This is a genomic window from Rhizobium subbaraonis, from assembly GCF_900220975.1.
Classification (GTDB): Bacteria; Pseudomonadota; Alphaproteobacteria; order Rhizobiales; family Rhizobiaceae; genus Mycoplana; species Mycoplana subbaraonis.
This window is the reverse complement of record NZ_OBQD01000001.1, coordinates 449,595-475,767: the sequence shown is the minus strand read 5'-3', so window position 1 is coordinate 475,767 and position 26,173 is coordinate 449,595. Positions and strand designations below refer to the sequence as shown.

The 26,173-nt window shown below is 66.5% G+C and carries 25 protein-coding genes; 10 read left to right on the top strand and 15 right to left on the bottom strand.

Annotated elements, in window-relative coordinates; all coding sequences use genetic code 11:
- Positions 1 to 3: 3 nt before the first annotated feature.
- From CRO48_RS02200 to CRO48_RS02140, 13 genes are all read right to left on the bottom strand, one after another.
- Positions 4 to 252: a rcc01693 family protein gene (locus CRO48_RS02200; protein WP_102025995.1), complete on the bottom strand. Its 249-nt coding sequence runs from the start codon at positions 250 to 252 to the stop codon at positions 4 to 6.
- Entirely contained in the window at positions 249 to 665 is a 417-nt protein-coding gene (locus CRO48_RS02195; RefSeq protein ID WP_097135963.1) for a gene transfer agent family protein, read from the bottom strand. The genes CRO48_RS02200 and CRO48_RS02195 overlap by 4 nt, the downstream gene beginning before the upstream one ends.
- A complete protein-coding gene (locus CRO48_RS02190; protein ID WP_097135961.1) occupies positions 665 to 1,072 on the bottom strand; it encodes a phage major tail protein, TP901-1 family in 408 nt (135 codons plus the stop codon). The genes CRO48_RS02195 and CRO48_RS02190 overlap by 1 nt, the downstream gene beginning before the upstream one ends.
- A gap of 75 nt (positions 1,073 to 1,147) precedes the next feature.
- Positions 1,148 to 1,546, bottom strand: coding sequence for a DUF3168 domain-containing protein (locus tag CRO48_RS02185; protein WP_097135959.1), 399 nt, complete (start codon positions 1,544 to 1,546; stop codon positions 1,148 to 1,150).
- Complete coding sequence (locus CRO48_RS02180) at positions 1,543 to 1,878, bottom strand: phage head closure protein (protein ID WP_097135958.1); 336 nt, start codon at positions 1,876 to 1,878, stop codon at positions 1,543 to 1,545. Before CRO48_RS02180 ends, CRO48_RS02185 begins: the two co-directional genes overlap by 4 nt.
- On the bottom strand, positions 1,878 to 2,447 hold the full coding sequence (locus tag CRO48_RS02175; RefSeq protein ID WP_097135956.1) for a head-tail connector protein: 570 nt from the start codon (positions 2,445 to 2,447) through the stop codon (positions 1,878 to 1,880). The genes CRO48_RS02180 and CRO48_RS02175 overlap by 1 nt, the downstream gene beginning before the upstream one ends.
- Positions 2,448 to 2,649: 202 nt before the next feature.
- A complete protein-coding gene (locus tag CRO48_RS02170; protein ID WP_245423395.1) occupies positions 2,650 to 3,912 on the bottom strand; it encodes a phage major capsid protein in 1,263 nt (420 codons plus the stop codon).
- Positions 3,913 to 4,035: 123 nt separating this feature from the next.
- Complete coding sequence (locus tag CRO48_RS02165) at positions 4,036 to 4,593, bottom strand: HK97 family phage prohead protease (RefSeq protein ID WP_097135952.1); 558 nt, start codon at positions 4,591 to 4,593, stop codon at positions 4,036 to 4,038.
- 206 nt (positions 4,594 to 4,799) lie between these two features.
- Positions 4,800 to 5,108 (bottom strand): DUF6107 family protein, encoded by a 309-nt coding sequence (locus tag CRO48_RS02160; protein WP_097135951.1) that lies wholly within the window; start codon positions 5,106 to 5,108, stop codon positions 4,800 to 4,802.
- A 243-nt stretch (positions 5,109 to 5,351) separates the two neighbouring features.
- The gene (locus tag CRO48_RS02155; protein ID WP_097135950.1) at positions 5,352 to 6,530 is read right to left on the bottom strand and encodes a phage portal protein; all 1,179 of its coding nucleotides are present in this window, start codon (positions 6,528 to 6,530) and stop codon (positions 5,352 to 5,354) included.
- Between the two features lie 73 nt (positions 6,531 to 6,603).
- Entirely contained in the window at positions 6,604 to 7,254 is a 651-nt protein-coding gene (locus tag CRO48_RS02150) for a hypothetical protein (protein ID WP_245423386.1), read from the bottom strand.
- 277 nt (positions 7,255 to 7,531) lie between these two features.
- A complete protein-coding gene (locus CRO48_RS02145) occupies positions 7,532 to 8,920 on the bottom strand; it encodes a DNA-packaging protein (protein WP_097136079.1) in 1,389 nt (462 codons plus the stop codon).
- A gap of 454 nt (positions 8,921 to 9,374) precedes the next feature.
- The gene (locus CRO48_RS02140; protein WP_141402001.1) at positions 9,375 to 9,941 is read right to left on the bottom strand and encodes a hypothetical protein; all 567 of its coding nucleotides are present in this window, start codon (positions 9,939 to 9,941) and stop codon (positions 9,375 to 9,377) included.
- Positions 9,942 to 10,369: 428 nt separating this feature from the next.
- Here CRO48_RS02140 and CRO48_RS02135 point away from each other — a divergent pair, with 428 nt between their 5' ends.
- From CRO48_RS02135 to CRO48_RS02110, 6 genes are all read left to right on the top strand, one after another.
- Positions 10,370 to 10,735: an MmcQ/YjbR family DNA-binding protein gene (locus CRO48_RS02135; protein ID WP_097135946.1), complete on the top strand. Its 366-nt coding sequence runs from the start codon at positions 10,370 to 10,372 to the stop codon at positions 10,733 to 10,735.
- Between the two features lie 177 nt (positions 10,736 to 10,912).
- On the top strand, positions 10,913 to 12,229 hold the full coding sequence (locus CRO48_RS02130) for a UDP-glucose dehydrogenase family protein (RefSeq protein WP_097135944.1): 1,317 nt from the start codon (positions 10,913 to 10,915) through the stop codon (positions 12,227 to 12,229).
- 2 nt (positions 12,230 to 12,231) lie between these two features.
- Complete coding sequence (locus tag CRO48_RS02125; RefSeq protein ID WP_097135943.1) at positions 12,232 to 13,275, top strand: NAD-dependent epimerase/dehydratase family protein; 1,044 nt, start codon at positions 12,232 to 12,234, stop codon at positions 13,273 to 13,275.
- A gap of 281 nt (positions 13,276 to 13,556) precedes the next feature.
- A complete protein-coding gene (locus tag CRO48_RS02120; RefSeq protein WP_245423385.1) occupies positions 13,557 to 15,293 on the top strand; it encodes an adenylate/guanylate cyclase domain-containing protein in 1,737 nt (578 codons plus the stop codon).
- Between the two features lie 247 nt (positions 15,294 to 15,540).
- Positions 15,541 to 16,992, top strand: coding sequence for a diguanylate cyclase domain-containing protein (locus CRO48_RS02115; RefSeq protein WP_097135941.1), 1,452 nt, complete (start codon positions 15,541 to 15,543; stop codon positions 16,990 to 16,992).
- A gap of 101 nt (positions 16,993 to 17,093) precedes the next feature.
- Positions 17,094 to 17,549, top strand: a complete 456-nt coding sequence (locus CRO48_RS02110; RefSeq protein ID WP_097135939.1) for a hypothetical protein — start codon at positions 17,094 to 17,096, stop codon at positions 17,547 to 17,549.
- A gap of 178 nt (positions 17,550 to 17,727) precedes the next feature.
- Here CRO48_RS02110 and CRO48_RS02105 read toward each other — a convergent pair whose 3' ends face one another.
- Together CRO48_RS02105 and CRO48_RS02100 are read right to left on the bottom strand one after the other, a co-directional pair.
- Positions 17,728 to 18,210 carry a class I SAM-dependent methyltransferase gene (locus CRO48_RS02105; RefSeq protein WP_097135937.1) on the bottom strand — a complete coding sequence of 161 codons (483 nt, stop codon included), beginning with the start codon at positions 18,208 to 18,210 and terminating at the stop codon, positions 17,728 to 17,730.
- Between the two features lie 67 nt (positions 18,211 to 18,277).
- A complete protein-coding gene (locus tag CRO48_RS02100; RefSeq protein WP_097135935.1) occupies positions 18,278 to 19,588 on the bottom strand; it encodes a nucleotide sugar dehydrogenase in 1,311 nt (436 codons plus the stop codon).
- A 319-nt stretch (positions 19,589 to 19,907) separates the two neighbouring features.
- Here CRO48_RS02100 and CRO48_RS02095 point away from each other — a divergent pair, with 319 nt between their 5' ends.
- The 4 genes from CRO48_RS02095 to CRO48_RS02080 all read left to right on the top strand — a co-directional run bounded on the left by CRO48_RS02095 (position 19,908) and on the right by CRO48_RS02080 (position 26,173).
- A complete protein-coding gene (locus CRO48_RS02095; protein WP_097135933.1) occupies positions 19,908 to 21,272 on the top strand; it encodes an adenylate/guanylate cyclase domain-containing protein in 1,365 nt (454 codons plus the stop codon).
- Position 21,273: 1 nt separating this feature from the next.
- Positions 21,274 to 22,227, top strand: coding sequence for a polysaccharide lyase (locus CRO48_RS02090; protein ID WP_097135931.1), 954 nt, complete (start codon positions 21,274 to 21,276; stop codon positions 22,225 to 22,227).
- Between the two features lie 149 nt (positions 22,228 to 22,376).
- Positions 22,377 to 24,266 carry an ABC transporter ATP-binding protein gene (locus CRO48_RS02085; RefSeq protein WP_097135929.1) on the top strand — a complete coding sequence of 630 codons (1,890 nt, stop codon included), beginning with the start codon at positions 22,377 to 22,379 and terminating at the stop codon, positions 24,264 to 24,266.
- Positions 24,263 to 26,173: an ABC transporter substrate-binding protein gene (locus tag CRO48_RS02080; RefSeq protein ID WP_097135927.1), complete on the top strand. Its 1,911-nt coding sequence runs from the start codon at positions 24,263 to 24,265 to the stop codon at positions 26,171 to 26,173. The genes CRO48_RS02085 and CRO48_RS02080 overlap by 4 nt, the downstream gene beginning before the upstream one ends.

Here is a 26,173-nt window from a genome sequence, read left to right as displayed (position 1 = left end):
CACTCAACCGCCTCCCCGCGGCCCGCCGCCCGCCGGGTCCGATCCGCGCTCGCGATCGGGATAGCTGCGCATCAGCGCCAGCAGGGCGTTGCGATCTGGTGCGCCACCTGCCGGCGCTTCGCCATGCAGGCCGCACGCGATCGCCAGTTCCAGCGGCGTCATCGCCCAGAACGTCTTCGGATCCAGCCGCATCCGGCAAAGCCCCTCATGCAGCGCCGCCCTCCAGGGAAAGGGCGCTGCCGCCTGGCTCAGCCGTTCCCCGGATGCGGCGGCGGAGGGTTTCGGGTGGCATCGCCCGCCGCCGCCACGCTCGTCCCGCCGGCCTCACGCGATCCGTTTTCGCTTCCCGGCGGGGCGAAGGTCACGGACAGCAGTTCGGCGACGATGCGTGCGAATCCTTGAATTCCGCCCTCCGCCGTCATGGCGGCCACGTCCTCGTCGCTATAAAGGTTGCCACCGCCGCGAAGGCCCGCGCCGACGATGCGGATGATGTCGTGGGCGCCGATGGCCCCGCGCGAAAACCGGGCTGCCAATTCGTTCAGGCTATCGATGGCGAACGCCGTCTCCAGTTCCGCCAGCGCGCCGAGCGTCAGGCAGAGGATGCGGCGCTCGCCGTCCAGCACCGCCTCGATCTCGCCGCGTCGTCGATTGGCCCGCCCCGTCATCACGCTGCTCCGAACGCAAGCGCCCCGGCCGATTCCAGGGCGATTTCGAACAGAACCTCCCCGTCGTGCGACCCGGAATATTCGAGCGCGGTGATCTGGAAGGGCCCCGTCACCGTGCCGAAATCGGGAATCGCCAGCTGCCATGAGAGAACGGTTCCCGCGAAGAACGCCGCGCGCACCAGCGCGTCAGACGCCTGGTCCTTGAAGATCCCGCTCCCTGAGACGGATGCGCGCTGCACGCCCGCGCCGCCCAGAAGCTCGCGCCATCGCCCGGCCGACTGCGCGTCCGTCACATCGACCGCCTGCGCGTTGAAGGACAGGCGCTTGGAGCGCAGCCCCGCGACCGTCACATGGCCTCCGCCGTCCTCGACCTTCATTAGAAGGTCGCGTCCCTTTTGCGCCACCATGCGCCACTCCTTTCAAGTTGGATACACATCCGGTTCGGTCAAAGCGGCGCGCAGCGGCGCCCTCAGCGACAATTCTCACTCCGTCACGGCGCGGAAGCGCAGCTCGGCGCGATGGAACGGCTTACCCCTGTCGCGGCCGAACCGCGTCGCGCGGTGCAGCAGGCTGACGAGGGCGACGCCTGCGACGGGAATTTCGGCGTCATGCAGCAGGGCATGCAGCCTAGCTGCTATGGCCTGCGCCTCCCGGTGCCCGTCCGCCTTCGACCAGGCGGCGAGCGTTATGAAATGCTCCTCGCCCGCCTCCGTCGCGGTCGAATGGTCGCGGCTCTCGATCGCCTCGATGACGACAACCGGCAGGCGCTGCCGGTCCAGAAGCCGGTCGCAGATGCCGCCGGCGCCGATCAGCGCCGTCAGAGCGGCGTCGCCGGCGAGCCTGTCGTGGATCGCCTTCTGCAGGGCGGATGCGGCGCTCATCGTTCCATCTCCTCGCAGTCGCAGACGACATAGCGCCGGCTCTCGTCGGGATCGCGAAACGTCCTGATGTCGAAGAGGCGGGCGCCCTTTCTCAGGCGCACTCCGGTTGTAAGGTCGCCGCGGTGGCGCAGCCAGATCCGGTGCGTCACCCGCATCGGATAGGCATCCGCCGCCGCGCTGCGGCCCGCGGACACCGGCTCGATCCGTGCCCAGGCGGAACCGAACGCGGCATAGGTCCGGCTGACGCCGCCCTGCCCGTCCGGCGTCTCCACCGAGCGCTCCAGCGTCAGCCTTGCGGTGAAGACGCCGGGATCGAAGGCAACGCGCTCCATCACAGCCTCCGGATGCGGAAAGGTGCGACCAGCCGCTCGTAGCCCGGTGGCACCGCGCCCGGCTGGTCGCCGGGCGAGACGACACCGCGCAGCTCGAACATGGCCGCCACATGCGTCAGCAGCGCCCGTTTCAGGGTATCGGGCACATCGGCGCCCGCCTCGCCGAAGCCGGCGGTGAAGTCGATCTCGATGCCGTTCAGCGCCGGTCCGGGCGCCGGCAGGTCGGGCAGCATCAGCCGTGCCGGCCGGGCCGCGCCGTCGAGCACGGCACCGGACAAGGCGAGCTCCAGAGGCAGCCCGGCCTCGTCGTAAACCGTAACGCTGTCAATTGCTTGCACCGGCCCCTTGACGATCTGAATCATCCGGCTCGTGGGCCAGGCGTCGAGATAGAGGCGGAAGCTGCGCGCAATCAGCGCCAGCCCGGTCACCTGCTCCAGATGCTCACGCGCGGTGCGGATGAGGGCTTCCAGCAGGTCGTCCTCGGCGTTGTCGTCGAGGCGCAGGTGCGCCCGCGCCTCGGCAAGCGTTATCGGCTCCGCACCCGGCGGAGAGAGTTCGACAATGGTCATGGAAGGGCTCGCGATTGGGAGGGATGAGCGATGGCTTCGCCCGCAGGGTCACATCAGGCGCGTGACGGCGGAGCGGAGGCGGGTGGATGCGGCGGGAGGTCTTCCGCATCCACCCCTCATACCGGCGGCTTGGGGGATACCCGCCGGTACGATGCATTCGGGAGAAACGCCGATCGGGGCTAATGGTTGCGGGCCGCCCGCCTCAGCTTGCGGCGAATTTCACCAGCTTGATCGCCTCGAAATTCTGCACGCCGCCGCCCACGCGCTTTGTCGTGTAGAAGAGCACGTAGGGCTTGGCGGAATAGGGATCGCGCAGCACGCGCACGCCGGTGCGATCGACGACGAGATAGCCGGCGCGGAAGTCGCCGAAGGCGATCGAGAAGCTGTTTGCGGCGATATCGGGCATGTCTTCCGCCTCCGCAAGCGGGAAGCCCATCAGCGAGGCCTGCTGGCCGGGTCCGGCCGGCGGGCGCCAGAGATAGTTGCCGTCGGCGTCCTTGAACTTGCGGATCTCGGCCTGCACCTTGCGGTTCATCACGAAGGAGGCGTTCTGGCGGTGCCCCGCCTTCAGCGCGTAGATCGTATCTACCAGCGTGTCGGACGGGCCGGCCGCCTTGAACGCGCCGGCATTGCCGGTGGCGATGTAGCCGATACTGCCCCAGGCCCAGTCGTTGTCGGCGACGTTGGTATAGCTCAGAAAGCCCTTTGGCTTGTTGACCCCGTCGCCGGAAACAAAGGCGGTGCCCTCCTGTTCGCCGAAGACGACGTCGACCTCTGAGGTGATCCAGCTTTCGACATCGACGGCCGCGTCGTCGAGCAAGGCCGCCGTCGCCGCCGGCATGGCGTAGAGTTCCATGGTCGGGAAGGCGAGCTCGGCAAGCTGCACCGTTCCGGTCTGTGGACGCGCCGCGGTCTCGGCCACCCAGCCGGCCGCCATGCCGCTCGTCGAGAACGGCTTCTTCAGGACGGCAGAGGAAACCTGCCGGACGGTGGCAAGCGCCCGGATCGGCGATGCCGCCGAAAGTCGGCGGCCGATCTCGGTATCGGTCTCGGCCGGCACCAGGTAGCCGCCATCGGCGGCGGAACCGACCGACATCGCCTTGCCCTCGAGCTCGCGCAGCCCCGCCTCGTCGCCGCGGCGGATATAGGCGGAGAACGCCTGCTTGTGCTCGGCCGCCTCGATGCTGTCGCTGCCGCGCGAAAGCGCCGGCCGCGCCTTCTTCAGCGCCATCTGGTCGAGCGTGCGCTTGTGCTCGTCCATCGCCTTGTTGATGCGCTCCAGCTTGTCGCGGGTGACGACGTCGGCCGTAAGCTTCTGTTCGATCTCGCCGAGCCTGCGGTCATTCGTCTCCTTGAACGCCTCGAAGGCCTCCATGAAGTCGTCGAAGGCCGCCGTCATCGTCTCGGGCGCCGCCTTGGTCTCGGGCGCGGGGGTCATCGCCGGCGCGGTGGTCGTGCTTTCCATCCTCATTGCGTCTTCCTTTTGGCTGGAGCATTTCCAGCCGAAGCGGCATCGCTTCGGCTGGAAATGCGGGGAAAAATAAGGATCTAGAGCAATTCCGGTGAAGCGGATTTCACCGGAATTGCTCTAGCGTTTCATCATCCGCGCCGCCCGCCGCATGGTGCGGACCAGCTCGGTTTCGCGATCGCGGAACCACCGCGCATTCTTGACGTTCGAGACCCGCGCCGAGGGCAGCATCGGAAAGGTCACGATCGAGATCTCCCACAGGTCCGCCTCGAGGATGCGCCGCACCCCGCTTACGCGGTCGGTCCGCGAGCGAACGGTCTGGAAGCCGATCGACAGGCCGTCGAGCGCACCGCTCTTCATCAGCTGATGCACCTCGCGGGCGCGTGCCACGCCGGGCGAAAGGACGCCCTCGACATAGAGCCCGCGCCCGTCCTCGCGGATCGTTCGCCAGCGGCCCAGCGGCTCGTTCGGGTCGTGCTGGAACAGCATGCGCACGCCCGCCGCCCCGCGTTTCTGCAGCGATCTTGAAAAGGCGCCGGGCTGGATCGCATCCTTGCCCAGGTCCACCTCCTCGAACACGCTGGCATACCCCGAAAACACCCCGTCCCCGGTCACGCCGGACAACGTCAGGTCCGCATATTTCTTCGTCCGCCAGACCGGCAGCCCGTCAGTCGTCATGAGAAGTCTCCGATGTTGGAACGAACCCCGCCGAAAGGGGCAGAAGGCAACCGCCGGTCCGCAGAAAGGAACCCAAACGCCGCCGCCCTCCCGGCCTGCGGGGAGACGGTGCCGGCAGGCGGATCAGGGGCAAAGGGAGCCAGCAGGTGGCGGCCGGAAACCAGCGCGACACAAGACCGGAACCGCCGGCGGCCAGCCTCAGCCTTCTAGCCCTTCATCCTTTCTGCCGCCCGCATCAGCACGCCCAGCCCCCACCAGGCCGAAAGGCTGGCGGCAGCGGAGCCTGCAAGCGTCATCTCGTAGCGGGAGATGAAGGCGATGATGTCGAGGCGGGTGGCGATCCACACCCCGGTCGGGCCGCCGAAGATTATCCCGCAGGTGAGGCCGGTGACGAAGCGCGAGGCGGCCTCGCGGCGGCCCTTGGGCAGCATGTAGACGAGCGACACGGCGGCACCCGCCGCCGAGCCGACCCAGCGCGCGCCCCAGAGCGGCGCGTCGTTTCCGAAGTCAGCCATCGTTAAGCCTTTCCGATTAATCTGATCCCGTCCGGTTCCCGCAGGCGAGCGCAATGCCGCCCCGCCCGGCAAGCTGCGGCGTCGCGCCTCCCGGAAATTTCCGAATCTTTTGAATCCCCTGGCGGACGCCGCTGTGAGATCGGTTCAAGCGGCTGAGAAACCGATTCAACCGCCCCTTTGGCGATTTCAGACCTCGACCCGCATCCCATGAATTTCAGACAGAAGACACGCCCCTGATGGACGTCAGTATCCCACCGCCTGCCGCTTCTCCTCGTCGCTGAGGAAGGTCGCCGCGCCGACCCGCGACCACAGTTCGCCGCGCTCGGCCGAAAGCCCCGATACCTGGTCGAGGTCCGGCGCCAGCCGCAGCGCCGTTTCCCGCCCCTCCGACAGCCACCCCGACAGGGCGGAAGCGGTGCGGAAAATCAGTGGCAGCACCGTCAGGCGCCAGAAGGCGCGGTTGGCTTCCTGGTAGTTGGCATAGGTCGCATCACCAGGAATGCCGATCAGCATCGGCGGCACGCCGAAGGCCAGCGCGATGTCGCGCGCCGCCCCGTTCTTCGCCTCGACGAAGTCCATCTCGCGCGGGCTCATGCCCATCGCCTTCCAGTCCAGCCCGCCTTCCAAAAGCATCGGTCGACCGGCACGCGCCGGTCCGGAATAGCCCTCCTCCAGTTCCGCCTTCAGTCGTTCGTACTGGTCGGGGGCGAGATTGCCGCCGTCCTTCGGCTGATACACGAGCGCGCCGGAGGGACGCGCCGAATTGTCGAGCAGCGCCTTGTTCCAGTGCGCTGCCGCGTTGGAGAGGTCGAGCGCGACGGAGGCAGCCTCCAGCGGCGCAAAACCCAGATGATCGTCGAGTGGATGAAACAGCCGCAGATGGAGCACGGCCGCCCCCTCATTGCCGGCCGGGTCCGCAGCAGCGGGATATCGCCGCGCATGGCCGCCCGCGCGATATTCGTAGGCCTCCGGCCAGCCGTCGCGCCCCTCCAGCACCCTCACCCGGTCGGGCCGCAGAAGGTGCAGTTCGCGCAGCGTCCCGCCGATCCGCACGCCCTCGACGAAGGCATTGCCGGAGATCAGCAGGTGGCCATAGAGCGCTTCGAAGAATTCGTTGCCGCCCATACGCGGGTTCGGCCGGGCCAGTAGAGCGACGGCCGCATCGTCCGTCGCCTCCTCATCGCCCTCGTAGACCAGCCAGGGCACCGAAGCCGCCGCCTCGGCGATCATCCGCACGGCGCGGTGGGCGACAGGATTTCGCATGAACCCCTCACGCGCCAGCGCCGCATAGCTGCGGCTCGTCCAGCGGGCACGGCCCTCGGCGGTCAGCGTCACGAAGCCGCCCGCCGTCGCCTTGGTTTCGGGAATGGCAACGCCATCCGCCCCGGCGCGCCGCCAGGGCAAGGAAAACGGAAATCTCATCGGAAATGTCCTCGTCGAAAGGGCAGCAGCCGCGGTTTATGCCGGCCGCCGCCGTGCCGGCACCAGAAGGTCCTCAGCCGGTGGTGTAGCTGATTGCCGAGTAATAGTGCTTCGCATAGCGGGCGATGTCGTCGGCGCGGTCGTAGCCGTTTACGATACGGCGCGCCTCGACCCATTCCTCGCGTGCCCCGTCGAAGAAATCACCCAGAGCCTTGCCCGTGTAGCGCCCCTTGATCATGCCCTCGAACAACATGGTGAGCGCACCATCCGCCTGCAGGGCATCGTCCGGGGACTTGGCGATCCCGAACTTTTCGTAATTCGTCTTTCCGGTGATCTGCACCAGGCCGCGGCCGCGATAGCGCCAGCCGTCACCGCTCGCCTCGTCGCCATTGCCCAGCCTGTCGGCATAGACGCGATTGGCGATCTTTTCCGGCTTTCCGGCATAGCGCGCCGCCTCCGCCGCATCCTTGAAGCGCCGCGGGAAGACCTCGAGCAGGCGCTTGGCCGAGTAGTTCAGGTTCTCTTCGACCGGTTGCATCCTTCCGCCCGTCTCGTGGTAGGCCGTCGCCAGCATGTAGGCGAGCCAGCGGTCGTCGTCTTTCGGGATGTCCTTTTCCCAGCGGTCGAGTATCGCCGAATGCCCGTCCACGGCGTCCTGGTCCAGCCCGTTCTTGTAGAGGTGCGTGCGCACCCGGTCGAAGAAGAACTTTCTGTTGATCGACATCATCCCCTCCGTCGCAGCAATATTTTCCTCAAGCGCGTGGCGGCCTCACCGTGCCCGCCCGGCCAAGGCCCCGCTCAATCCCTTTGCGCAACACGCCGATCCGCGCAGAGCAGCCCGACCGGAACGCGCCCGTTCCCTTGCCGCCGCTTGACTCTGCAGGAATTCAGCTCTTTCGCCCGCCGAGAGTGCATCCCGCGGCCTCCACGCACTCAAGCACAACCGAGAACGGAATGCACCAATAAAATGCATTAGTTTACATATACCCTTTTAACTTGTATCAAATCTCTCTCACCCGCGGCTCGCCGCGCCGTTCCAGTACCAGCGCCGTCAGCGCCCATACCAGCGCGTCGAGGCGGTCGGGAGAACGACCGGAAGACAGTCCGTCAGGGCCGAAGTCGCACATCTGGTCCTCCAGCTCGGGAAAACTGCCGGCGTGCGCCACCCGCCCCTGCTCGTAGAGGGCAGCAACCGGCTCGGCGCGCAGGAACTTGCCGCGCGTCGCCCGCACCATGGTCACCGGCAGGGCCGCGTCTATACTGCGCAGCACCGCCGCCACCATGTCGCCGCCCTGGTTGACCTCGGCCACCACCCGGTCGGCGTCGAAGCGACGGAAGGCGCGGACCACAGCACCCGCCCATCCGGCCGGGCTCGCCCCGACCACGGAGAGGTCGGCGAGAACCACGGCCCGGCCCGCCTCGTCGAGCCCGGCCACGATAATCCCGCAGCAGGAATGTGCCGATGCCGTCGCCGGCGGATCGACTGCCACGACGATGCGCGCCAGCGGCCCAGCCGGCCGCTGGCGGATCGCCTCCAGCCTGTCGCGGCTCCACAGCGCGTCCTCGCGGTCGGCGATCAGCTCGCCGTCCAGCTCCTGCCGCCCAAGACGCGTGCCGCCGTAGCGCTCGTTCAGCGCCTCGATGAACCCTTTCGCCAGGTTTCCGGCATTGTCGGCCGTGCGGATCTTCGCCAGCACGGTGCCCCGGTCAGACGCGAGCGATCGCAGCAGCTCCACCGCACGCGGCGTCGTCGTCACCAGCGTCCGCGGCCGGTCGCCCAGCCGCAGGCCGAATTGCAGCATGTCCCAGGTTTCCTGCGCGTGCCGCCATTTGCCCAGCTCGTCGCACCATGCCAGGTGAAACTGCGGGCCGCGCAGGCTTTCGGGATCTTCCGACGAGAAGATCTGCGCGATCGTCCCGTTCGGCCACACCAGCCGCCGGCGCGAGGCTTCGAATTCCGGCCTGTGCCGCCGCGCGATCCGGCAGATGCCGGAAACACCGTCGATCATCACCTCGCGGGCGTCGCCCAGCGTTTCGGCCACCAGCGCGATCCTGAGCTTGCCCGTGCTGCGTGCGACCTCGTGAACCCATTCCGCTCCCGCCCGCGTCTTGCCAGATCCGCGTCCGCCCATCAGCAGCCAGACGCGCCAGTCGCCTTTGGGCGGCTCCTGTGCGGGGTGGCGTTGCAGCTCCCACAAGCGCAACCCCGCAGCCAGCGGCAGTCCGGCAACGTCCAGCGGCGCATCGAGAACCGACGCTGGATCCGCCCCGGTCTCTCCGGTCTCGATGCCGCCGCAGTCCACCGACTGCCATACGCCAAGTTCCGTATCGCTCAGCCCCGGCGTGGTGCCAGGACCAGAGCCCGTACCGGTTCCGGTGGCACACTGCATGCGGTTCGCATCTTTTTCATCGTTCGCATCTTTTTCCTTGCCCCAGGCCACGCCCCCAACGACAGCAGCAACGGCCGCCGCGGGAGGATGCGAACTGCATCCGCCGTCCGCCGCGCCATCGCCGATTGTCGATGGCCGCATCCGAGCCGCCGCATCCGTCGTTGGCCCCACCTCTGTCTCGGAGACTGTCGAAGGCTTCGCCCGCACCCCGGCGCCTTGCGCTGGCTGCGCCGTCCCGTCCGCCACATGAACGGCCCGCTGCTGCGCGGCTTTGTCGCCCGCAGCGTCTTCCCCAACCGTTTTAGAACCAATCCGCGCTTGCAGCGCCGTCATCGTGGCCAGTGCGTCTGACACGGCCGCATCATGCCGCTTGCCCGCGCGCGCCGCCTCATCCGCCATGCGCCCGCTCGCCTTTGCAATTGCCTTTTCGATCTTCCGGGCGAGCCGGCGCGCCTCACGGGCCGTTCTTGCCGTCGGCGCCACTGCCGGAAACCGCGCCGCCTTCCGTCCGCTCCGCGCAGGTCCCATGTTCCGCCTTCCACATTTCGAGATAAGCGCGCGCCTTCGCCTCGACGCGGCGGTCGAACTCGGCGATCAGCGCGTCGATGTCGGCCACCTCGCCCTGACGCTCCTCGGCATCCCGCCGCTCGCTCATGACCGTCCGCTGCAGGCTGTCGATTTTCTCCAGCGTGCGCACGATCAGCGATACAGCCTCGATCGCCGCCTTCGCGTCGGCCTGCCCGAGCTTGCGCCCGGCTTCGTCGGCCGCCTCGTCCGCCATCTGCTCGGCGGAGCGCTTCTGGCTCTGGAAGCGCTGGAAGCGCTCGCGCAGTTCCTTGGTCATCTGCGAGAGCATCGCCTGCATGTCGGCGAGCGGATCGCCGTCCGCCTCCGACTTGAGGTCGAGAACCGCCGCCGCGCCGCCGTCGCACCACCGGGCGCCCGCGGCGAAACCGTCATAGACCGGCCGTGTCGCCGGCAGGCCGAACAGGGCCGGGTCGACGTCGTCAAAATCGTGCATCGCTTGCTCCGGAAACAAAAAAAGCGCCGCGATCCTCATCGGACGGGCGCTTCAACTCATGTTCGAACGACCAGTTCAATCAGCCGGCTCGATCAGCCGGCCGGCGGGCGGATGTCACCCCGAAAAGGGAGGCGATCCGCGCTCATGTCGCAGCCTTCGGGTAATGGCCATGCGTGGCTTGGCCGGACCTGGGCAGCGTTGCGACCCGAGCGGTCATGCTAGCGTATCCCGGTATCGATCTCGTCTTTTCCCGGGACCACCCGAAGCGTTCCGGTCGCCCGGCGACCTCTCCGCCCGCACTTCTCCGACTGTAACCATACCCTAACAAACGACCGTCACGCTGTCAAGGATTTTTTTCCTATCCCGGCAAGAAAATCGTCGCCGTACCCGCGCCTTCCGGCGCACGCGGATCCGTGCTATTTTTGAACATGAGGTCCGAAGATCTGGTCCAGATGGCGCTGGCAATGCCAGGCGCCGAAGAAAGCGCGCATTTCGGCAAGCGCGATTTTCGCGTGCGCGGACGCATCTTCCTGACCCTTCCCGAAGCCGGCCGAGCCGTCTGCAAGCTGACGCCGGGCCAGCAGGCCATGCTTCTCCAGACAGAACCCGGCCTGTGTGCCGCCGTTCCCGGCGGCTGGGGGCACAAGGGCTGGACCTCGCTCTATTTCGCCGGTGCCGAGCTTGAAACAGTCCGCCACATCGTCGAGACCGCGTGGCGAAATGCCTCGCCCGTCCGCAAGCCGTCGCCCGCCACCGGGCAAGGCGCTGTGGAAGAGCGACCCACCAGCCACTGAATGCGCATCTTGCCTGGCGCAGCACGGGGCAAAGCGTCGGCGTACAACTCCCCACCTTGCCAAAAAATGTCTTTCTTTCTTCCGCCGGATGAATAGAAGTTCGATCCGAACCGCCGCAAAGCCGGCACTTCTATTTGACCGCCGTCTGGCGGAACAGAACAAGACGATGGGTTTCATATGCGGATTGTGATGATTGGCGCCGGCTATGTCGGCCTTGTTTCGGGTGTGTGCTTCGCCGATTTCGGCCACGAGGTCATCTGCGTCGACAATGTCGAGGAAAAGATCGAGGCGCTCCGCAAGGGCGAGATCCCGATCTTCGAACCGGGCCTGCACGAACTCGTCAAGTCCAACAGCGAGTCTGGCCGGCTGAGCTTCACCACCGACCTCGAAAAGGCAGTCGCCTGGGCCGACGTCGTCTTCATCGCGGTCGGCACGCCCTCGCGCCGCGGCGACGGCCATGCGGACCTGACCTATGTCTATGCCGCTGCCCGCCAGATCGCCAAGGCCATGGACGGCTACACCGTCGTCGTCACCAAGTCGACCGTGCCGGTCGGTACCGGCGACGAGGTCGAGCGCATCATCCGCGAGACCAATCCGGACGCGGACTTCTCCGTCGTCTCCAACCCGGAATTCCTGCGCGAAGGCGCGGCCATCGGCGACTTCAAGCGTCCCGACCGCATCGTCGTCGGCACTGACGAGCCGCGCGCGATCGAGGTGATGAGCGAGGTCTACCGCCCGTTGCATCTCAACGAGGGCCCGCTGTTCTTCTGCGAGCGCCGCACCTCGGAGCTGATCAAGTACGCCGCAAACGCCTTCCTCGCCATGAAGATCACCTTCATCAATGAGATCGCCGACCTGTGCGAGCGCCTCGGCGCGGATGTGCAGAAGGTGTCAAAGGGCATCGGCTACGACAAGCGCATCGGCGACAAGTTCCTGCATGCCGGCCCCGGCTACGGCGGCTCGTGCTTCCCGAAGGACACGCTGGCACTGGTCAAGACCGCATCCGATGCCGACAGCCCGATGCGTCTGATCGAGACCACCGTCGCCATCAACGACAACCGCAAGCGCGCCATGGCCCGCAAGGTGATCGCCGCCTGCGGCGGCTCGGTGCGCGGCAAGAAGATTGCCGTCCTCGGCCTCACCTTCAAGCCCAACACCGACGACCTTCGCGATGCCCCCTCGCTGACCATCATCCAGGCCCTGCAGGATAACGGCGCGAAGATCGCCGCCTTCGACCCGGAAGGCATGGACGGCGCCCGCGCCATCCTGTCGAATGTCGAATTCGGCGCCGATCCCTACGCGATCGCGGCCGATGCCGACGCGCTCGTGCTGGTCACGGAATGGGACGAGTTCCGCGCACTGGACTTCCGCAAGCTTCATGCCACGATGAAAGCGCCGAACCTGGTCGACCTGCGCAACGTCTACCCGCCGCAGGAAGTGGCGCGTTACGGCTTCCAGTATGTCGGCATCGGCCGGAGCGGCGACGGGAAATAAGCATGCGCTACTTCATTACCGGCACGGCCGGCTTCATCGGCTTCCATCTCGCCCGGCGCCTGCTGGAGGCCGGACACGAAGTCGTCGGCCTTGACGGAATGACCCCCTACTACGACGTCAGGCTGAAGGAAGCGCGTAATGCCGGGCTGGTGCAGTTCCCGGCCTACCGCTTCCATCAGGTGATGCTCGAGGACCAGGCCGGCGTGCGCCGTGCGCTTGAGGACGCGGCCCCCGATGTCATCGTGCATCTGGCCGCGCAGGCCGGCGTGCGCTACAGCCTGGAAGAGCCGAAATCCTATGTCGAGGCCAACATTCTCGGCACCTGGAACCTTCTGGAAGCGGCACGGGCCGTCGGCGCGCGCCACCTCATGCTCGCCTCCTCGTCCTCGGTCTACGGCGCCACCGACAAGATCCCGTTCCGGGAAGGGGACCGTACCGACGAGCCGCTGACGATCTACGGCGCCAGCAAGAAGGCGATGGAGGTCATGGCGCACAGTTATGCCCACCTCTACAACCTTCCGACCACGGCGTTCCGCTTCTTCACCGTCTACGGCTCCTGGGGCCGGCCGGACATGGCGCTGTTCAAGTTCACCGACGCCATTCTCGAGGACCGCGAGATCGAGCTCTACGGCGAGGGCCGGATGAGCCGCGACTTCACCTTCGTCGGCGATCTCGTCGAGGCCATGCTGAAACTGTCCGTCGTCATTCCAGGCGAGGACAATCGCGTCGCCGCTCCCGCGGGCCTTGATACGCTGTCCCATCAGGCGCCGTTCCGCATCGTCAATATCGGCGGCGGAAATCCGGTCGGGCTGATGGACTTCGTATCGACGCTGGAGGATGCGCTCGGCCGCAAGGCCCGGCACAAGCTGCTGCCGATGCAGCCCGGCGAGGCGCCACGCACCTTCGCAAGCCCGGATCTACTGCAGGCGTTGACGGGCTACAAGCCGGCAACCCCGCTTGCCACCGGCGTCAGGGACTTCGTCGAGTGGTATCGCGACCACTACCGCGTGGGCGAGCTCGCCGCCGTCCAGGCCGCCCGCCCCTGACGTTCAATCAAGGTGCAGAGAGTGGCCGCGCCTCGGCCGGCAGGCGGCGCGGCCCCCTGAATATGTGACGCTGCGTCAACGCTCCGCCGCCTTCCCCCGGCCGCGCTACTGGCATAGTTGTTACGAGCAGGCCTTTCGGGAAGGCATGGGGCCGTTCGCCTTGGCCTTGCCCATAGCGCCTGAGAGTGTCAAAAGCCGCTCAGCCAACGGGCGGGGCGTTCGGAATGGAATCCGCAAATGGCAGTTCCACACGTCGCAGATCAGGATTCGCGGACCGGACCATGAACAAGGCCTTGGCGGCGATCACCTCCGAACGGTTCCTGCAGAAGGTTCGCCTCGGTTCCGGCCTGGTCATGCTCACCTTCGTGGGGATGCACCTCTTCAACCATGCGCTGCTGCTCGTCTCGCTCGACATGGCAGATCGCATCAGCGCCGTCTTCGGCCTCATCTGGCGCAACCCGGTCGGCACAATCCTGCTTTTCGGCGCGCTTCTCACCCATGTGGGCCTGGTGCTCCGGTCGCTCTACCACCGCCGGACGCTGCGCATGCCGATGCGCGAGGCTGCGCAGGTTCTCTTCGGCCTGCTGATCCCCTTCCTTATCATCGAGCACGTCGTGCCCGCGCGCCTTTCGCAACCGCTTTACGGCGTCGTCGTCGACTACCGGATGGTCATCCGCAGCCTGTGGGTGGTCAATCCGCTGTCGGGGCTGCGCCAGGCGGCAGCGCTCCTCATTATCTGGACGCATGGCTGCTTCGGCGTCTATTTCTGGCTGCGGTATCGCAGTTGGTATGCCACGGCCGCCCCCTGGCTCCTTGCCGTCGCGATCCTCGTTCCGGTGCTTGCCCTTCTCGGTTTCGCCGATACCGGGCGCATGCTCGCGCACATGGCCGAGAGCGCGCCGCAGATGGACCCGGCCTATGCGCAGTCGCTGCGCGCGGCCCGCCCGCCGATCGACCAGGCAGCGGTGGCACAGGGACTGGGGCAGATCAAGTTGGCCCTGTACGCGATCTTTTCCGCCGCCATTCTTCTCGTTGCCGCGCTTCGACGCATGCGAACGCTGGCCGAGCGCGCCTCACAGATCACCATCCGCTATTCGAACGGGGCGCTGGTACGCGCGCCGCGCGGCCTCAGCCTGCTCGAGGCCAGCCGCTATGGCGACGTGCCGCACTATGCCGTCTGCGGCGGCAAGGGGCGCTGTTCCACCTGCCGGGTGCGCGTCCTAGACACCCACGCGCCCCTGCCCCCGCCTGGCGCTATCGAAGCCGCCGCGCTTTCGCGCATCCATGCGGATGCCGATGTGCGGCTCGGCTGCCAGCTCCATCCGACCGCCGATCTCAGCGTCGCCTTGCTGATGGCGCCGAACCCGGATGCCGCCCTGCCGGTTGCGACCGAACCGGTGCGGCCGGGGCGCGAGGAGGAGATCGTCGTCCTGTTCTGCGACCTGCGCGCCTTCACCGACCTGTCGGAGACCCGGCTGCCCTACGACGTTGTGTTCCTTCTGAACCGTTACTTCGCCATCGTCGGCCAGGCGGTCGAGGACGCCGGCGGGCGGCTCGACAAGTTCATCGGCGACGGCGCCATGGCGCTGTTCGGTCTTGGCGGCAAGCGCGAGCAAGCGTCCCGGCAGGCACTGGCAGCAGCCGCCGCGATCGTCCGCGACATCGGCCGCCTGAACGAAGAACTCGGCCATGACTTCGCCACCCACCTGCGCGTTGCGATCGGCGTCCATACCGGACCGAGCGTTGTCGGCATGATGGGCTACGGCTCGACCAAGAGCCTGACCGCCGTCGGCGACACCGTCAACGTGGCAAGCCGGCTGGAAAGCGCGGCCAAGCAGCACGACGTCGCCATCGTCGTCTCCGAGAGGGCGCTGCGGCAATCCGGGATCGCGGTCGAGGGGCTGCAGGACGACGTCATCGCCATCCGCGGCCGCAGCGCGCCGCTCCGCGTCTATCTCGTCACCGAGGCAGAAAGCCTGCGGTTTGCGGCAGATGCAGATGCGATGCGGAGCGCGTGACAAGGCCTTGCGTCCCCCCATTCGCACGCAACGCACCTGAGAAGAGCCCCCTTGAAGAGGCGAGGCGTCCGGCGAACACATTGCCACAGGCACGCCGTTGCGGCGTTTGCGACGGTGAGCGGCCGCCGCAACGATCGTCTTCGGCTACCGTATCCGGCATGCCCGCGGTAACGTGATCGTAAACTCTGCCTGCGATCGTTGTGGCATCAGTGCTCACGATGGGCACGACAATCTGCCCGATAAGGCCATGCGCTTCGTTCACTTCAGACTCGTTGGCCCGGCCATCGCCTGCATAACCCTGCTGATTGCCGGACTGGCGACCATCCCCTATCTCGGCGTTGCGCGGATCGACGCGGAGGCGCGCCAGCAGCAAGAAACGCTGGTCGAGAGCAATATCGCGCTCTGGATCTCCGACATCGAATTCTCGCTGACGGCCTGGACGATCTGGGACGAGGCCATCGCCAACCTCGACAACCGCTTCGACCGCGAATGGACCGATCGCAACATCGGGGCATCGCTGATCGGCACGTCGCGGACCCGCTTCACGGCGGTGCTCGACCCCGCCGACGCCATCCTCTACTCGCGCACGGCCGCAACGGTGCAGGACCGCCCCTTCTTCGCACGCGGAGCGACCGCGATCGTCGCCGAATCCGGCCCGCTCGTGGCGGCCGTGCGGGCACGCGAACATGCAACGGTCAGAAACGGCATTCCGCTGCCGGTCGCTGCCAGCCGCATCGAGGTGCTGGGCGACGAGGCGGTCCTGCTTTCGGCAAGCCTGTTCCAGCCGGACTTCGCCACCGCCGTGCCGAAGGGCGACCGTGCGCCGATCCTCGTCACGGCGATGCCGATCGACGGCAGCCTGCAGGACTTCTTCGGCCAACGCTTTCTCCTCGACGACCCACAGGTCGGCCCGCTGTCGGCCGTTGCGGCCAATCGCGCCCGGGCGGAAATCGCTGTCAGCCCGGAAGGCCAGGTCCAGGTCCTCTCCTGGCGGCCGCCAACGCCCGCAGCAGACGTCCTCTACCACTCGCTGCCGCTGGTCGTGGCGGTCAGCCTCGTGCTCCTGGCTGGCGGTTTGCTCATGTTCCGGATGACGCGGGGCACTGCGCAGATGCTGGTCGACCGCGAACGGGAGATGCGACATGCGGCCACGCATGATTTCCTGACCGGCCTTATCAACCGCGCGCTGCTGGAGCCCGAGTTCAAGGCGCTGGCGAACCGGCGGCCGCTGGCCGTGGTCTGCATGGATCTGGACGGCTTCAAGGCGGTCAATGACACCCATGGCCATGCCATCGGTGACGCGCTTTTGCGGGTGGTGGCGGCGCGCCTGCGATCAGGAACGCGGCAGGCCGATCGCATCTTCCGGCTTGGCGGCGACGAATTCGCAATCCTGATGCCGGACCTTTCGGCGACCGAGGCGGAACAGGTCTGCAACACGCTGCTGGCCGCGCTTTCGCAACCCATCGTTCTGCCCGTGGGCGAAACGTCGATCGGGGCGTCGTTCGGTATCAGCCTTGTCGTGGACGCCGGCACCACCTGCGACGCCGCCTTCAACGCCGCCGACGCTGCCCTTTACCGGGCCAAGTCGCTCGGGCGCGGGCGCGTTGCGATGGCCGCCAGCATCGGCGTGCGACCGCCTCAGACCGACCGTCGGGTCCCATGGGCGGATGCCTGTGCGGGACGCGAAAGCACCGCCTGACCTGCACCCCTCGCTTGGCCGTATCTTGCCCGCAGATCGAGCCTGTACCCCGCCACAGTTCTGTGGTCTGTGCCTGCCGAAGGCACTTACGAGGTACTGCGATGATTCGGTCGAAACTGCTTCTTCTTCCCCTCGCCGGGCTGCTCGGCGCAGCACTCGCCGGCTGCGAGACATCGGGCTATTCCGGCGGCGGCTACTACGCCGAGCCGCCACGCTACCGGGTCGTTGAACCGCGCTACGAGCGCGACTACTGGGACGGACGCGGCCACAGGGACGACCGGCGGCCCAGCGCCGACAGGGACAGAGACAGAGACAGGGACAGGGACCGCAATCGCGATCAGGACCGGGATCGTGACAGGAACCCCGACAGAGACCGCGACAGGGATCGCAACAACGACCGCACGCGAAACGACGACCAGCGGCGGGGATACGACGATCGCCAGCAAGACAACAAGCAGCAGGATAGCAAGAGGCCCGAGCGCGACAAGGGCCGCAACGACCGTCCGTCACAGCGCGGTTGCGAACGCGGCGACAGTGACTGCCGGCCACGCAGCTGATCCCCGGCGCAGCCGATCCGGCCCGCTCCGGGCCGTCTCGCCCTGCTGCATCGCGTCTTGTCCCGGCAAGGCCGGGGCGGCCCGCAAACGCAGCGTCGGCGCGTAACGGCCCGGCCCGCATCATCGCTGGATCAGACAGGCAGCGCGGTTTTGCGACCGCGTTCGGCCGGAGACGTCCTCACCCTTTCCGGTAGAGGAAATACCGGTCCTGCGGTACGCTTTCCGGCACCTCAAGCCGCTGCAGAGACGGTTCGTCCAGCGGCAGGCCGCTGACGGCGATGCCGCCCGGCGCCAGCATGCCGACCACCATCTGCGGCAGCCATGTCAGCGTGACGGCATCCTTTTCCGGATATCCGGTGCCGATGTCGGCATGAACCAGGGCCGCCTCGCCCGTTTCGAACTGCTTCCCGGTATCGCAGATCTCGCCCAGCATCAGGCAGCCCGGCTCCGGCACGCTCGAGGCATGCGCGCCACAAGCCCGATCGAAGGCCAGTATCCGCCGATCGGGGAAAAGCTCGCGCAGATGGCTGAAGGTGCGGCCGTTTCCGAGCCCGATCTCCATGACCACGCCGTCGTCGGGCAATGCCAGATGCTCGCTGACATAGTTGAGAATGTCGCGCTGCGCCGTCAGGCGACGGATGAAACTGTCGAGACGGCTCATGCTGGCTCCCGCTCTCCCTTGTTGAAGCACTCCCGGCGCGCGCCGGCGCGCCGTCCGGCCACCACCGCTAGGCCTTGACGATGTTGCCGCCTTCGATACCGCGGCGGGCGAAGGCGTTGCGGGTGTCTACGATCAGCGGCGACCATTGCGCAAGTGCGCCATAGTCGACGATGTCGTGATCGGTCGAGATCAGCACCGCGTCGTAGCCGCGCACCGCCTGTTCATCGAGATCGACCGAACGCCGTCCCTTCAGCGCCATGTATTCGCGCGTCGCGGGCACTTCGGCCACGAAGGGATCGTGGTAGTCGACCGATCCCTTTCGCTCCTCGATCAGTTCGATCAGCTTCAGCGAGGGGCTCTCGCGGATGTCGGGCACGTTCTTCTTGTAGGCAAGGCCGATCAGGAGGATGCGCGAACGGCTGAGCGCCTTGCCGAGGCGGATGTCGAGCGCTTCGGCAAGCTGAGACACGACATGGCGGGGCATGGCCGAGTTGATCTCGCCGGCAAGCTCGATGAAGCGCGTGGGCAGTTCGAACTCGCGCGACTTCCAAGTCAGATAGAACGGATCGATCGGGATGCAGTGCCCGCCAAGGCCGGGTCCCGGATAGAAGGGCATGTAGCCGAAGGGCTTGGTCTTCGCCGCGTCCACCACTTCCCAGATATCGATGCCCATCGCCTCGTACAGCACCTTCAGCTCGTTGACGAGGGCGATGTTGACTGCGCGGAAGACGTTCTCGGTCAGCTTGACGGCCTCGGCGGTCGCGTTGGACGACACCGGCACGGTCGCCTTGACCACCGCGCCGTAGAAGGCCTGCATCAGCGCAGACGCGGCCTCGCCGTCGCCGGCCACGACCTTCGGAATGGTCGCAGTGTCGAAGTCACGGTTGCCGGGATCCTCACGCTCCGGGGAAAAGCCGAGGAAGAAATCGACGCCGGACCGCAGCCCCCCACGCTCGAGGATCGGCCGTACAAGCTCGTCCGTCGTTCCCGGCCATGTCGTCGATTCCAGCACGACCAGTTGCCCCGCCCGCAGCGTCCGCGCGATGGCTTCGGCGGTCTTGACGACATAGGACATGTCCGGTTCGCGCTGTTTGGTCAGCGGCGTGGGCACGCAGATCACCACCACGTCGCACTCGGAAAGCGCCGTGAAATCCGTCGTCGAGCGGAACCGGCCGGCCCGCGTCTCGGCGGCCAGCGCCTCGGCCGGCACCGCCTCGATATAGGACCTGCCGGCGTCGAGCGCCGTGATCTTTTCAGGGTCGATATCGAAGCCGGTCACGGAAAAACCGCTTCGCGCGATCGTGATCGCCAGCGGCAGCCCGACATAGCCAAGCCCGATGATGCCGGCGCGCGCACTTTTTCCGGCAATCGCCGTCATCAGGGTTTCGGCGGAAGAAGGAAGCAAGGTCAATGCGTTGGGCCCTTTCGGTCTGGTGGCAGACAATTGGGCGCAAATCGCCGCCGCGTCAAGCCGAGCGGCGACGGCGTCCCGGCGCGGCAACGACCGGCTGGAAAGATTTCTTGCCCACCGCTTCTGGTTTCGGGATGGTACCTCCCTTATATCTTGTCGCACTGCGTCGGCGGTGGCAGATCGACCGCCACCAGACGCCCCGGACCCAAGCCGGAAGACTTCATATCGACACTTCGCCTCGGCATCGCTGCGACAGCGCCGCATCAGGCATCGACAAGGACAAAAGATGAACACGCGTAATGCCGACGTCTCCAACATCCTCCTTGATCGCGTCTCCTCCTGGCTGAAGACCGCGGCACTGAGCGGCGAAAATCTGGAATACATCGTCTCCGGCTTCTGCGAACGGCTGGCCTCGGCTGGCCTGCCGCTTCTGCGCGTCCATCTCAGCTTTTCGATGCTGCATCCGCTCTATGACGCGCTGGGCTTCACCTGGATGCGCGGCCAGGGCGTCACCGTCGAAGGTTTCCGCGCCTCGGGCGAGGACAGCGAACCGTCGCGCTTCCTGCTCAGCCCGTACTACTACCTGCTCAGCAACAGCCTCGATCACCTGCGCCGGCGCATCGACCACAAGGCGCCCTCCGAGTTTCCGATCTTCGACGACCTCAAGGAGGCCGGCGCAACCGACTATCTCGCCTTCGTCCAGTCTTTCGGTGAATCGCCCGGCCAGGGCATGGTCGGGTCGTGGTCCACCGATGCCCCGGGCGGCTTCAGCGACAACGTCATCGAGGCGCTCCTGAAGATCCAGAACAGCCTGGCGGTCGCAGCCAAGATGGCCGTGCTCGGCAAGCTCGCCGACAACATGCTGATGACCTATCTCGGCGGCAATGCCGGCCGGCGGGTGCTTTCGGGCCAGATCCGCCGTGGCGACGGCGAAACCATCCGCGCCGCCCTCGTCATGGCCGACATGCGCCAGTCGACGGTGCTGGCCGAAAAGGAGGGCCGCCAGGCCTATATCGATACGCTTAACCAGTTCTTCGATGCGATCGCCACGCCGTTCAACCGGAACGGCGGAGAGATCCTGTCCTTCATCGGCGACGGCTTCCTTGCCGTCTATCCCTGCGGCCGGCACCGCGAGCCCTCGCAGGTGGCGGCCCAGGCGGCGATGTCCGCCGTCCGCCACGCGACGATGCGCATGGGCGAGCTCAACGCCAAGCGCCGCAAGGATGGCCTCGCCGACATCCGCTACGGCATCGGCCTGCATGTGGGCAATGTCATGTTCGGCAATGTCGGCTTGAGGGACCGGCTGACCTTCTCCGCCTTCGGCTCGGCGGTCAACGAGGTGCAGCGGCTGCAGGGGCTGACGAAGAAGTATTCGAAGCCGATCGTTGCCAGCCAGACGTTCGCCACCTATTGCGGCGGCGAATGGACGACGCTCGGCGAGGAAAAGCTGCGCGGGGTCCGGCAGAAGCTGACGGTGCTGCTGCCGGGGCAGACCAACCTCAAGCTCGACCGCGCCGAAGCGCTCGATGGCGAAGGCCGCGACGGACGCTCGGAGGCCGAGCAGGTGATGCTGCTTTATCGCGACGCGCGTTCCACTCCCGGTTCGGACCGGCGGACGACCATTCCGATGATCGCTCGCGGGCTGAACTGACATGGCGGGCGGCTCTTCCCAACGGGATGATGCCGCGCAGCTCCGCCCATTCGAGACGCCGCTTTTCGACGGATTCGAAGGCACCACCTTCTCGCCCGCCGGCGGGCTCTACTATCGCGACAACCCCGAGCAGCGCGCCGGCCGCGTCGAGTTCCAGAGTGCAGTCACGCACCGCAGCGCCGGCGCACTGAAGCTCAGCGTCCGCCCGCTCTGGGGCGGCGAGAGCGGCCGCAGCGAACGGGCGGAGATCTGGGAGCGGTCGCGCCTGCGCGTACCCTATGACCGCGCCGTCTGGTACGGCTTCTCGGTCCGCTTCGCCGATCCGGTTCCGCAGGACGACACGCGTCACCTGATTGCCCAGTGGAAGCGGGAGATCGGCCCCACCGCCCAAGGCGACTACAGCCCCTTCTTCGCCCTGCGGCTCGTTCGCGGCAAGCTGTTTGCCACCGTGGAGACCATGCTACGCCCGGGCGACGGCGACGGCGACGCTGCGGGCAACGCCGATGCCGGCGCGCCCGACGCCGCCGCTCCCGTCTGGCTGCGGCCGGAGAAGCACCAGATGCGCGCGCTCGTCGCCACCGACGGGCGATGGGACGTTCTGGACGGAAAGCCCTTCGGCACACGCACCGGTCGCATCCGGGTGATCGACCGGGGCAACCGGCTGCCTGTGCCCGAAAGCGGCTGGATCGACTTTGCCGTCATGACCCGCCCGGGGCCGGACGGCAGCGGCCATGTCGAGCTGTTCGCAAACGACCGCTGGATCGTCACCGTGAAAGGGGCCATCGGCCACGACGATCCGGGGCTCGGACCGCGGCAATACTTCAAGTTCGGCCCCTATCGCGCGGCCGCGAGCGATGAATGGACGCTCTACTTCGACAACTTCCGCCGCTCGCTGAACGCGGCCGACATTCTGGGCCGCGAAGCACTGTCCGCGCTCGCTGCAGACGCCCGTTGAAAATCGCGGCCGCGCGCGTTTATGAACAGGGTTTGTCACACAACCTCAACGGCTTCGGCCTATGGCAAATGTCATGGACAGGCCCAATGGCCTCCGCTAGTCTGCTGTACTTCTGGTGGTAACAAAAAGTAACAAAGGATACTCCGGGCATGATCTTAGGGGCAGATCTGTTGCGGATAGAAGATCTCAGCATCTCGTTCGCAATGCTCGGGGGCAGGGTCGACGCCGTACGCAAGGCGAGCCTGCGGGTTTCGCCTGGCAAGGTGACCGCGCTCGTCGGTGAATCCGGCTCGGGCAAGTCCGTCCTCAGCCAGGCGGTCATGGGCATCCTGCCAAAGATCGCAGTCGCCAGCGGCCGCATCCTTTTCAACGACCCGCTCGACGACACGCAGACCGACATCCTGAAGCTGTCGCATGACGGGCCGGATATCCGCGCCATCCGCGGTCGCCGCATCGGCAAGATCTTCCAGGAGCCAATGACCTCGCTCTCGCCGCTGCACACGATCGGCGATCAGGTCAGCGAAGTGCTCACCATTCACGAGGACATGTCTAAGGACGAGCGCTACGAGCGCACCATCGAGATGCTGCGCCTTGTGGGCTTCCCCAAGCCCGAGCGCGCCTTCCGCATGTATCCCTTCGAGCTTTCCGGCGGCATGCGCCAGCGTGCCATGATCGCGCTCGCCCTGATCTGCCGCCCCGCGCTTCTGATCGCCGACGAGCCGACGACCGCGCTCGACGTGACCATCCAGGCGCAAATCCTTCGCCTGCTGAAGGACCTGCAGCAGGAATTCAACATGGCGATGCTGCTGATCACGCACGATCTCGGCGTCGTTGCCAACGTCGCCGACGAAGTGGTGGTGATCTACCACGGCGAGGTGATGGAGGCGGGTACGGTGGAGGACATCTTCCGCCGCCCGACGCATCCCTATCTGAAAGGCCTCATGGCCGCCGTGCCGCATTTCGACATGAAGCCCGGCGAACGGCTGAAGGCGTTGCGGGAGGTCCCGGTGAACGCCTCGCAGCTGCTCGGCAAGTCTGGCGGGAAGGAACCGCCGGGGCCGGAAATCCTTCTGTCGGCGCGCGACCTCTCCAAGTCGTACAAGGTCCGCAAGGCCGGCTTCTTCCGGCAGCCGGACGAGACGCCGATGCGTGCCGTCGACGGTGTCAGCTTCGACATCCGCCGCGGCGAATGCCTGGGCCTCGTCGGCGAGAGCGGCTGCGGCAAGACCACCGTCAGCAAGATGCTGATGCGGGCGGTGACGCCGGATGCCGGATCCATCCTCTTCCACGACCGGCAGGGGCCGATCGACGTGCTGCGCGCGGAAGGCGCGCAGCTGCAGCGCCTGCGCAGCAAGATCCAGATGGTGTTCCAGGACCCCGTCTCCTCGCTGTCGCCGCGCATGACGGTCCAGAACATCCTGTCCGAGCCGCTCGAGATCCACAAGCGCGGCACGCCGAAGTCGCGGCTGGAGATGGTCAGCGCGCTGATGGAGGTGATCGGCCTCAACAGCCGCTATCTCAACCGCTACCCCCACTCGTTTTCCGGCGGCCAGAGGCAGCGCATCGGCATTGCCCGGGCGCTGGCACTCGGGCCGGAACTGCTGATCTGTGACGAGCCGGTGTCCGCGCTTGACGTGTCGGTGCAGGCACAGATCCTCAACTTGCTGAAAGACCTGCAAAAAGACCTTGGCTTGACGTACCTGTTCATTTCGCACAATCTGGCTGTAGTCGACTATATGGCCGACCGGATCGCGGTGATGTGCGCGGGACGGATAGTCGAACTCGCGCCGCGTGAAATCCTCATGGGTGCGCCCGTTCACCCCTATACGAAGTCGCTCCTTGCAGCCGTCCCCTTCCCCGATCTCGATCGGCCGCTGGATTTTTCGGCGTTGCAGGCGGCGAATGCCAGCGACATGCGGAACTGGTCAGCCCCGTTCCGCGAGGACGACGACGGCCACGGCCTGGCGACCGCCGATCTCGGCGACGGCCATCTCGTGCTCGCCCGTAACAATGCGGATGTAAGAGAGTTGCGCCCGTGATCACGCGTCGAACCGTACTCGGCCTGCTTGCAGCAACCTGCCTGTCCCCGCCGCTGGCGCGGGCAGCGCTCGCCCTGCAGGAACCGGAATTCCTGAAGGAGAAGCTTGCCGACGGCACCCTGCCGCCGATGGCGGAGCGCCTTCCGAAGGTGCCGCGCGTCGTCAATCTCGCGGCGATGGACCGCAAGCCCGGGCAATATGGCGGCTCAGCGCGGATGATCATTGGCAGCCAGAAAGACATCCGCCTGATGACCATCAACGGCTATGCGCGTCTCGTCGGTTTCGACGAGCACCTGGCGCTGCAGCCGGACATCCTAGAGAGCTTCGAGCAGGTGGAAAACCGGGCCTATACGTTCCGCCTGCGCGAGGGGCACCGCTGGTCGGACGGCCATCCCTTCACCGTGGACGACTTCGTCTACTACTGGGAGGACGTGCTCAACAACAAGGAGATGCGCCCGCGCGGGCTGCCGCTCGACCTTCTGTCAGAAGGAAAGCCGCCACGTTTCGAACTGATCGATCCGCTGACGGTGCGGTATACCTGGGATGTTCCGAACCCCGATTTCCTGCTTCGCCTGGCCTCGCCGCAACCGCTGACCCTGGCGCTGCCCGCGCACTACATGAAGCAATTCCATCCGAAGTATGCCGAGCCCGAGGCGCTGAAAAAGCTGATCGAGGAAACCGGCTCCGACGACTGGACCAGCCTCCACATCGACATGTCGCGCACCTACCGGCCGGAGAATCCCGAGCTGCCGACGCTCGACCCGTGGCGCAACCTGACGAAGCCGCCGGCCGAGCAATTCATCTTCGAGCGCAATCCTTTCTACCACCGCGTCGACGAGACGGGACAGCAGCTTCCCTACATCGACCGGATCTTCCTGAACGTCTCCGCGCCGGGCATCATTCCGGCCAAGGCGGGCGCCGGCGAGACCGACCTGCAGTCCGGCGGCCTGGACTTTGCCGACTACACCTTCCTCAAGGATGCCGAGGACCGCTATCCGATCCGCGTCAGCCTGTGGGAGCGCACCCAGGGCTCGCGCATCGCGCTCCTGCCCAATCTCAACTGCGGCGACAAGGTCTGGCGTGACCTGTTTCGCGACGTCCGCTTCCGCCGGGCCCTGTCGGTGGCGATCGATCGGGAGGAGATCAACAAGGCGAGCTTCTTCGGCCTCGCCCGCGAGAGCGCCGATACCATCCTGCCGCAGAGCCCGCTCTTCAAGCCCGAGTACCAGCACGCCTGGGCGCAGTTCGACCCCGACCTCGCCGACAAGCTTCTCGACGAGGTCGGCCTGACGGAACGGCGCAGCGACGGCGTGCGCCTTCTGCCGGACGGGCGGCAGGCCAGCATGATCATCGAATCCGCCGGCGAAAGCACGCTGGAGACCGACGTCCTCGAACTCGTCACCGATCACTGGCGGCAGGTGGGGCTGGCGCTCAGCGTCCGGACCTCGCAGCGCGACGTATTCCGCAGCCGGGCGCTCGGCGGCGAGATCATGCTGTCGGTACAGCAGGGTATCGACAACGGTATTCCCACCCCCGACATGTCCCCGTCCGCCCTTGCACCGACGGGCGACGAGCAGCTGCAATGGCCGGTCTGGGGCCTGCACTACCTTTCCGCCGAGCAGAAGGGCGAGGCGCCGGAGCTGCCCGAGGCAAGAAGGCTGGTTGAGCTGATGCGACAGTGGAAACGTTCAAGCTCGACCGCCGAACGCGAGACGATATGGACGGAGATGCTGACGATCTACACCCAGCAGGTGTTCTCGATCGGCATCATCAACGGCACGCTGCAGCCGGTCGTGATCAACCGGAAGATCAGGAACGTGCCGGAAACGGGGCTTTACGGATTCGATCCCACAGCCTTCATGGGTGTCTATCTGCCCGATACGTTCTGGTACGACGGGAGCGCCTGA

Excerpts from the sequence above, each read along its gene's own strand:
- CRO48_RS02195 (WP_097135963.1), bottom strand. The coding sequence starts at position 665 with ATGACGGGGCGGGCCAATCGACGACGCGGCGAGATCGAGGCGGTGCTG.
- CRO48_RS02190 (WP_097135961.1), bottom strand. The coding sequence starts at position 1,072 with ATGGTGGCGCAAAAGGGACGCGACCTTCTAATGAAGGTCGAGGACGGC.
- CRO48_RS02185 (WP_097135959.1), bottom strand. The coding sequence starts at position 1,546 with ATGAGCGCCGCATCCGCCCTGCAGAAGGCGATCCACGACAGGCTCGCC.
- CRO48_RS02180 (WP_097135958.1), bottom strand. The coding sequence starts at position 1,878 with ATGGAGCGCGTTGCCTTCGATCCCGGCGTCTTCACCGCAAGGCTGACG.
- CRO48_RS02175 (WP_097135956.1), bottom strand. The coding sequence starts at position 2,447 with ATGACCATTGTCGAACTCTCTCCGCCGGGTGCGGAGCCGATAACGCTT.
- CRO48_RS02170 (WP_245423395.1), bottom strand. The coding sequence starts at position 3,912 with ATGGAAAGCACGACCACCGCGCCGGCGATGACCCCCGCGCCCGAGACC.
- CRO48_RS02165 (WP_097135952.1), bottom strand. The coding sequence starts at position 4,593 with ATGACGACTGACGGGCTGCCGGTCTGGCGGACGAAGAAATATGCGGAC.
- CRO48_RS02160 (WP_097135951.1), bottom strand. The coding sequence starts at position 5,108 with ATGGCTGACTTCGGAAACGACGCGCCGCTCTGGGGCGCGCGCTGGGTC.
- CRO48_RS02155 (WP_097135950.1), bottom strand. The coding sequence starts at position 6,530 with ATGAGATTTCCGTTTTCCTTGCCCTGGCGGCGCGCCGGGGCGGATGGC.
- CRO48_RS02150 (WP_245423386.1), bottom strand. The coding sequence starts at position 7,254 with ATGTCGATCAACAGAAAGTTCTTCTTCGACCGGGTGCGCACGCACCTC.
- CRO48_RS02145 (WP_097136079.1), bottom strand. The coding sequence starts at position 8,920 with ATGCAGTGTGCCACCGGAACCGGTACGGGCTCTGGTCCTGGCACCACG.
- CRO48_RS02140 (WP_141402001.1), bottom strand. The coding sequence starts at position 9,941 with ATGCACGATTTTGACGACGTCGACCCGGCCCTGTTCGGCCTGCCGGCG.
- CRO48_RS02135 (WP_097135946.1), top strand. The coding sequence starts at position 10,370 with ATGAGGTCCGAAGATCTGGTCCAGATGGCGCTGGCAATGCCAGGCGCC.
- CRO48_RS02130 (WP_097135944.1), top strand. The coding sequence starts at position 10,913 with ATGCGGATTGTGATGATTGGCGCCGGCTATGTCGGCCTTGTTTCGGGT.
- CRO48_RS02125 (WP_097135943.1), top strand. The coding sequence starts at position 12,232 with ATGCGCTACTTCATTACCGGCACGGCCGGCTTCATCGGCTTCCATCTC.
- CRO48_RS02120 (WP_245423385.1), top strand. The coding sequence starts at position 13,557 with ATGAACAAGGCCTTGGCGGCGATCACCTCCGAACGGTTCCTGCAGAAG.
- CRO48_RS02115 (WP_097135941.1), top strand. The coding sequence starts at position 15,541 with ATGCGCTTCGTTCACTTCAGACTCGTTGGCCCGGCCATCGCCTGCATA.
- CRO48_RS02110 (WP_097135939.1), top strand. The coding sequence starts at position 17,094 with ATGATTCGGTCGAAACTGCTTCTTCTTCCCCTCGCCGGGCTGCTCGGC.
- CRO48_RS02105 (WP_097135937.1), bottom strand. The coding sequence starts at position 18,210 with ATGAGCCGTCTCGACAGTTTCATCCGTCGCCTGACGGCGCAGCGCGAC.
- CRO48_RS02100 (WP_097135935.1), bottom strand. The coding sequence starts at position 19,588 with ATGACGGCGATTGCCGGAAAAAGTGCGCGCGCCGGCATCATCGGGCTT.
- CRO48_RS02095 (WP_097135933.1), top strand. The coding sequence starts at position 19,908 with ATGAACACGCGTAATGCCGACGTCTCCAACATCCTCCTTGATCGCGTC.
- CRO48_RS02090 (WP_097135931.1), top strand. The coding sequence starts at position 21,274 with ATGGCGGGCGGCTCTTCCCAACGGGATGATGCCGCGCAGCTCCGCCCA.
- CRO48_RS02085 (WP_097135929.1), top strand. The coding sequence starts at position 22,377 with ATGATCTTAGGGGCAGATCTGTTGCGGATAGAAGATCTCAGCATCTCG.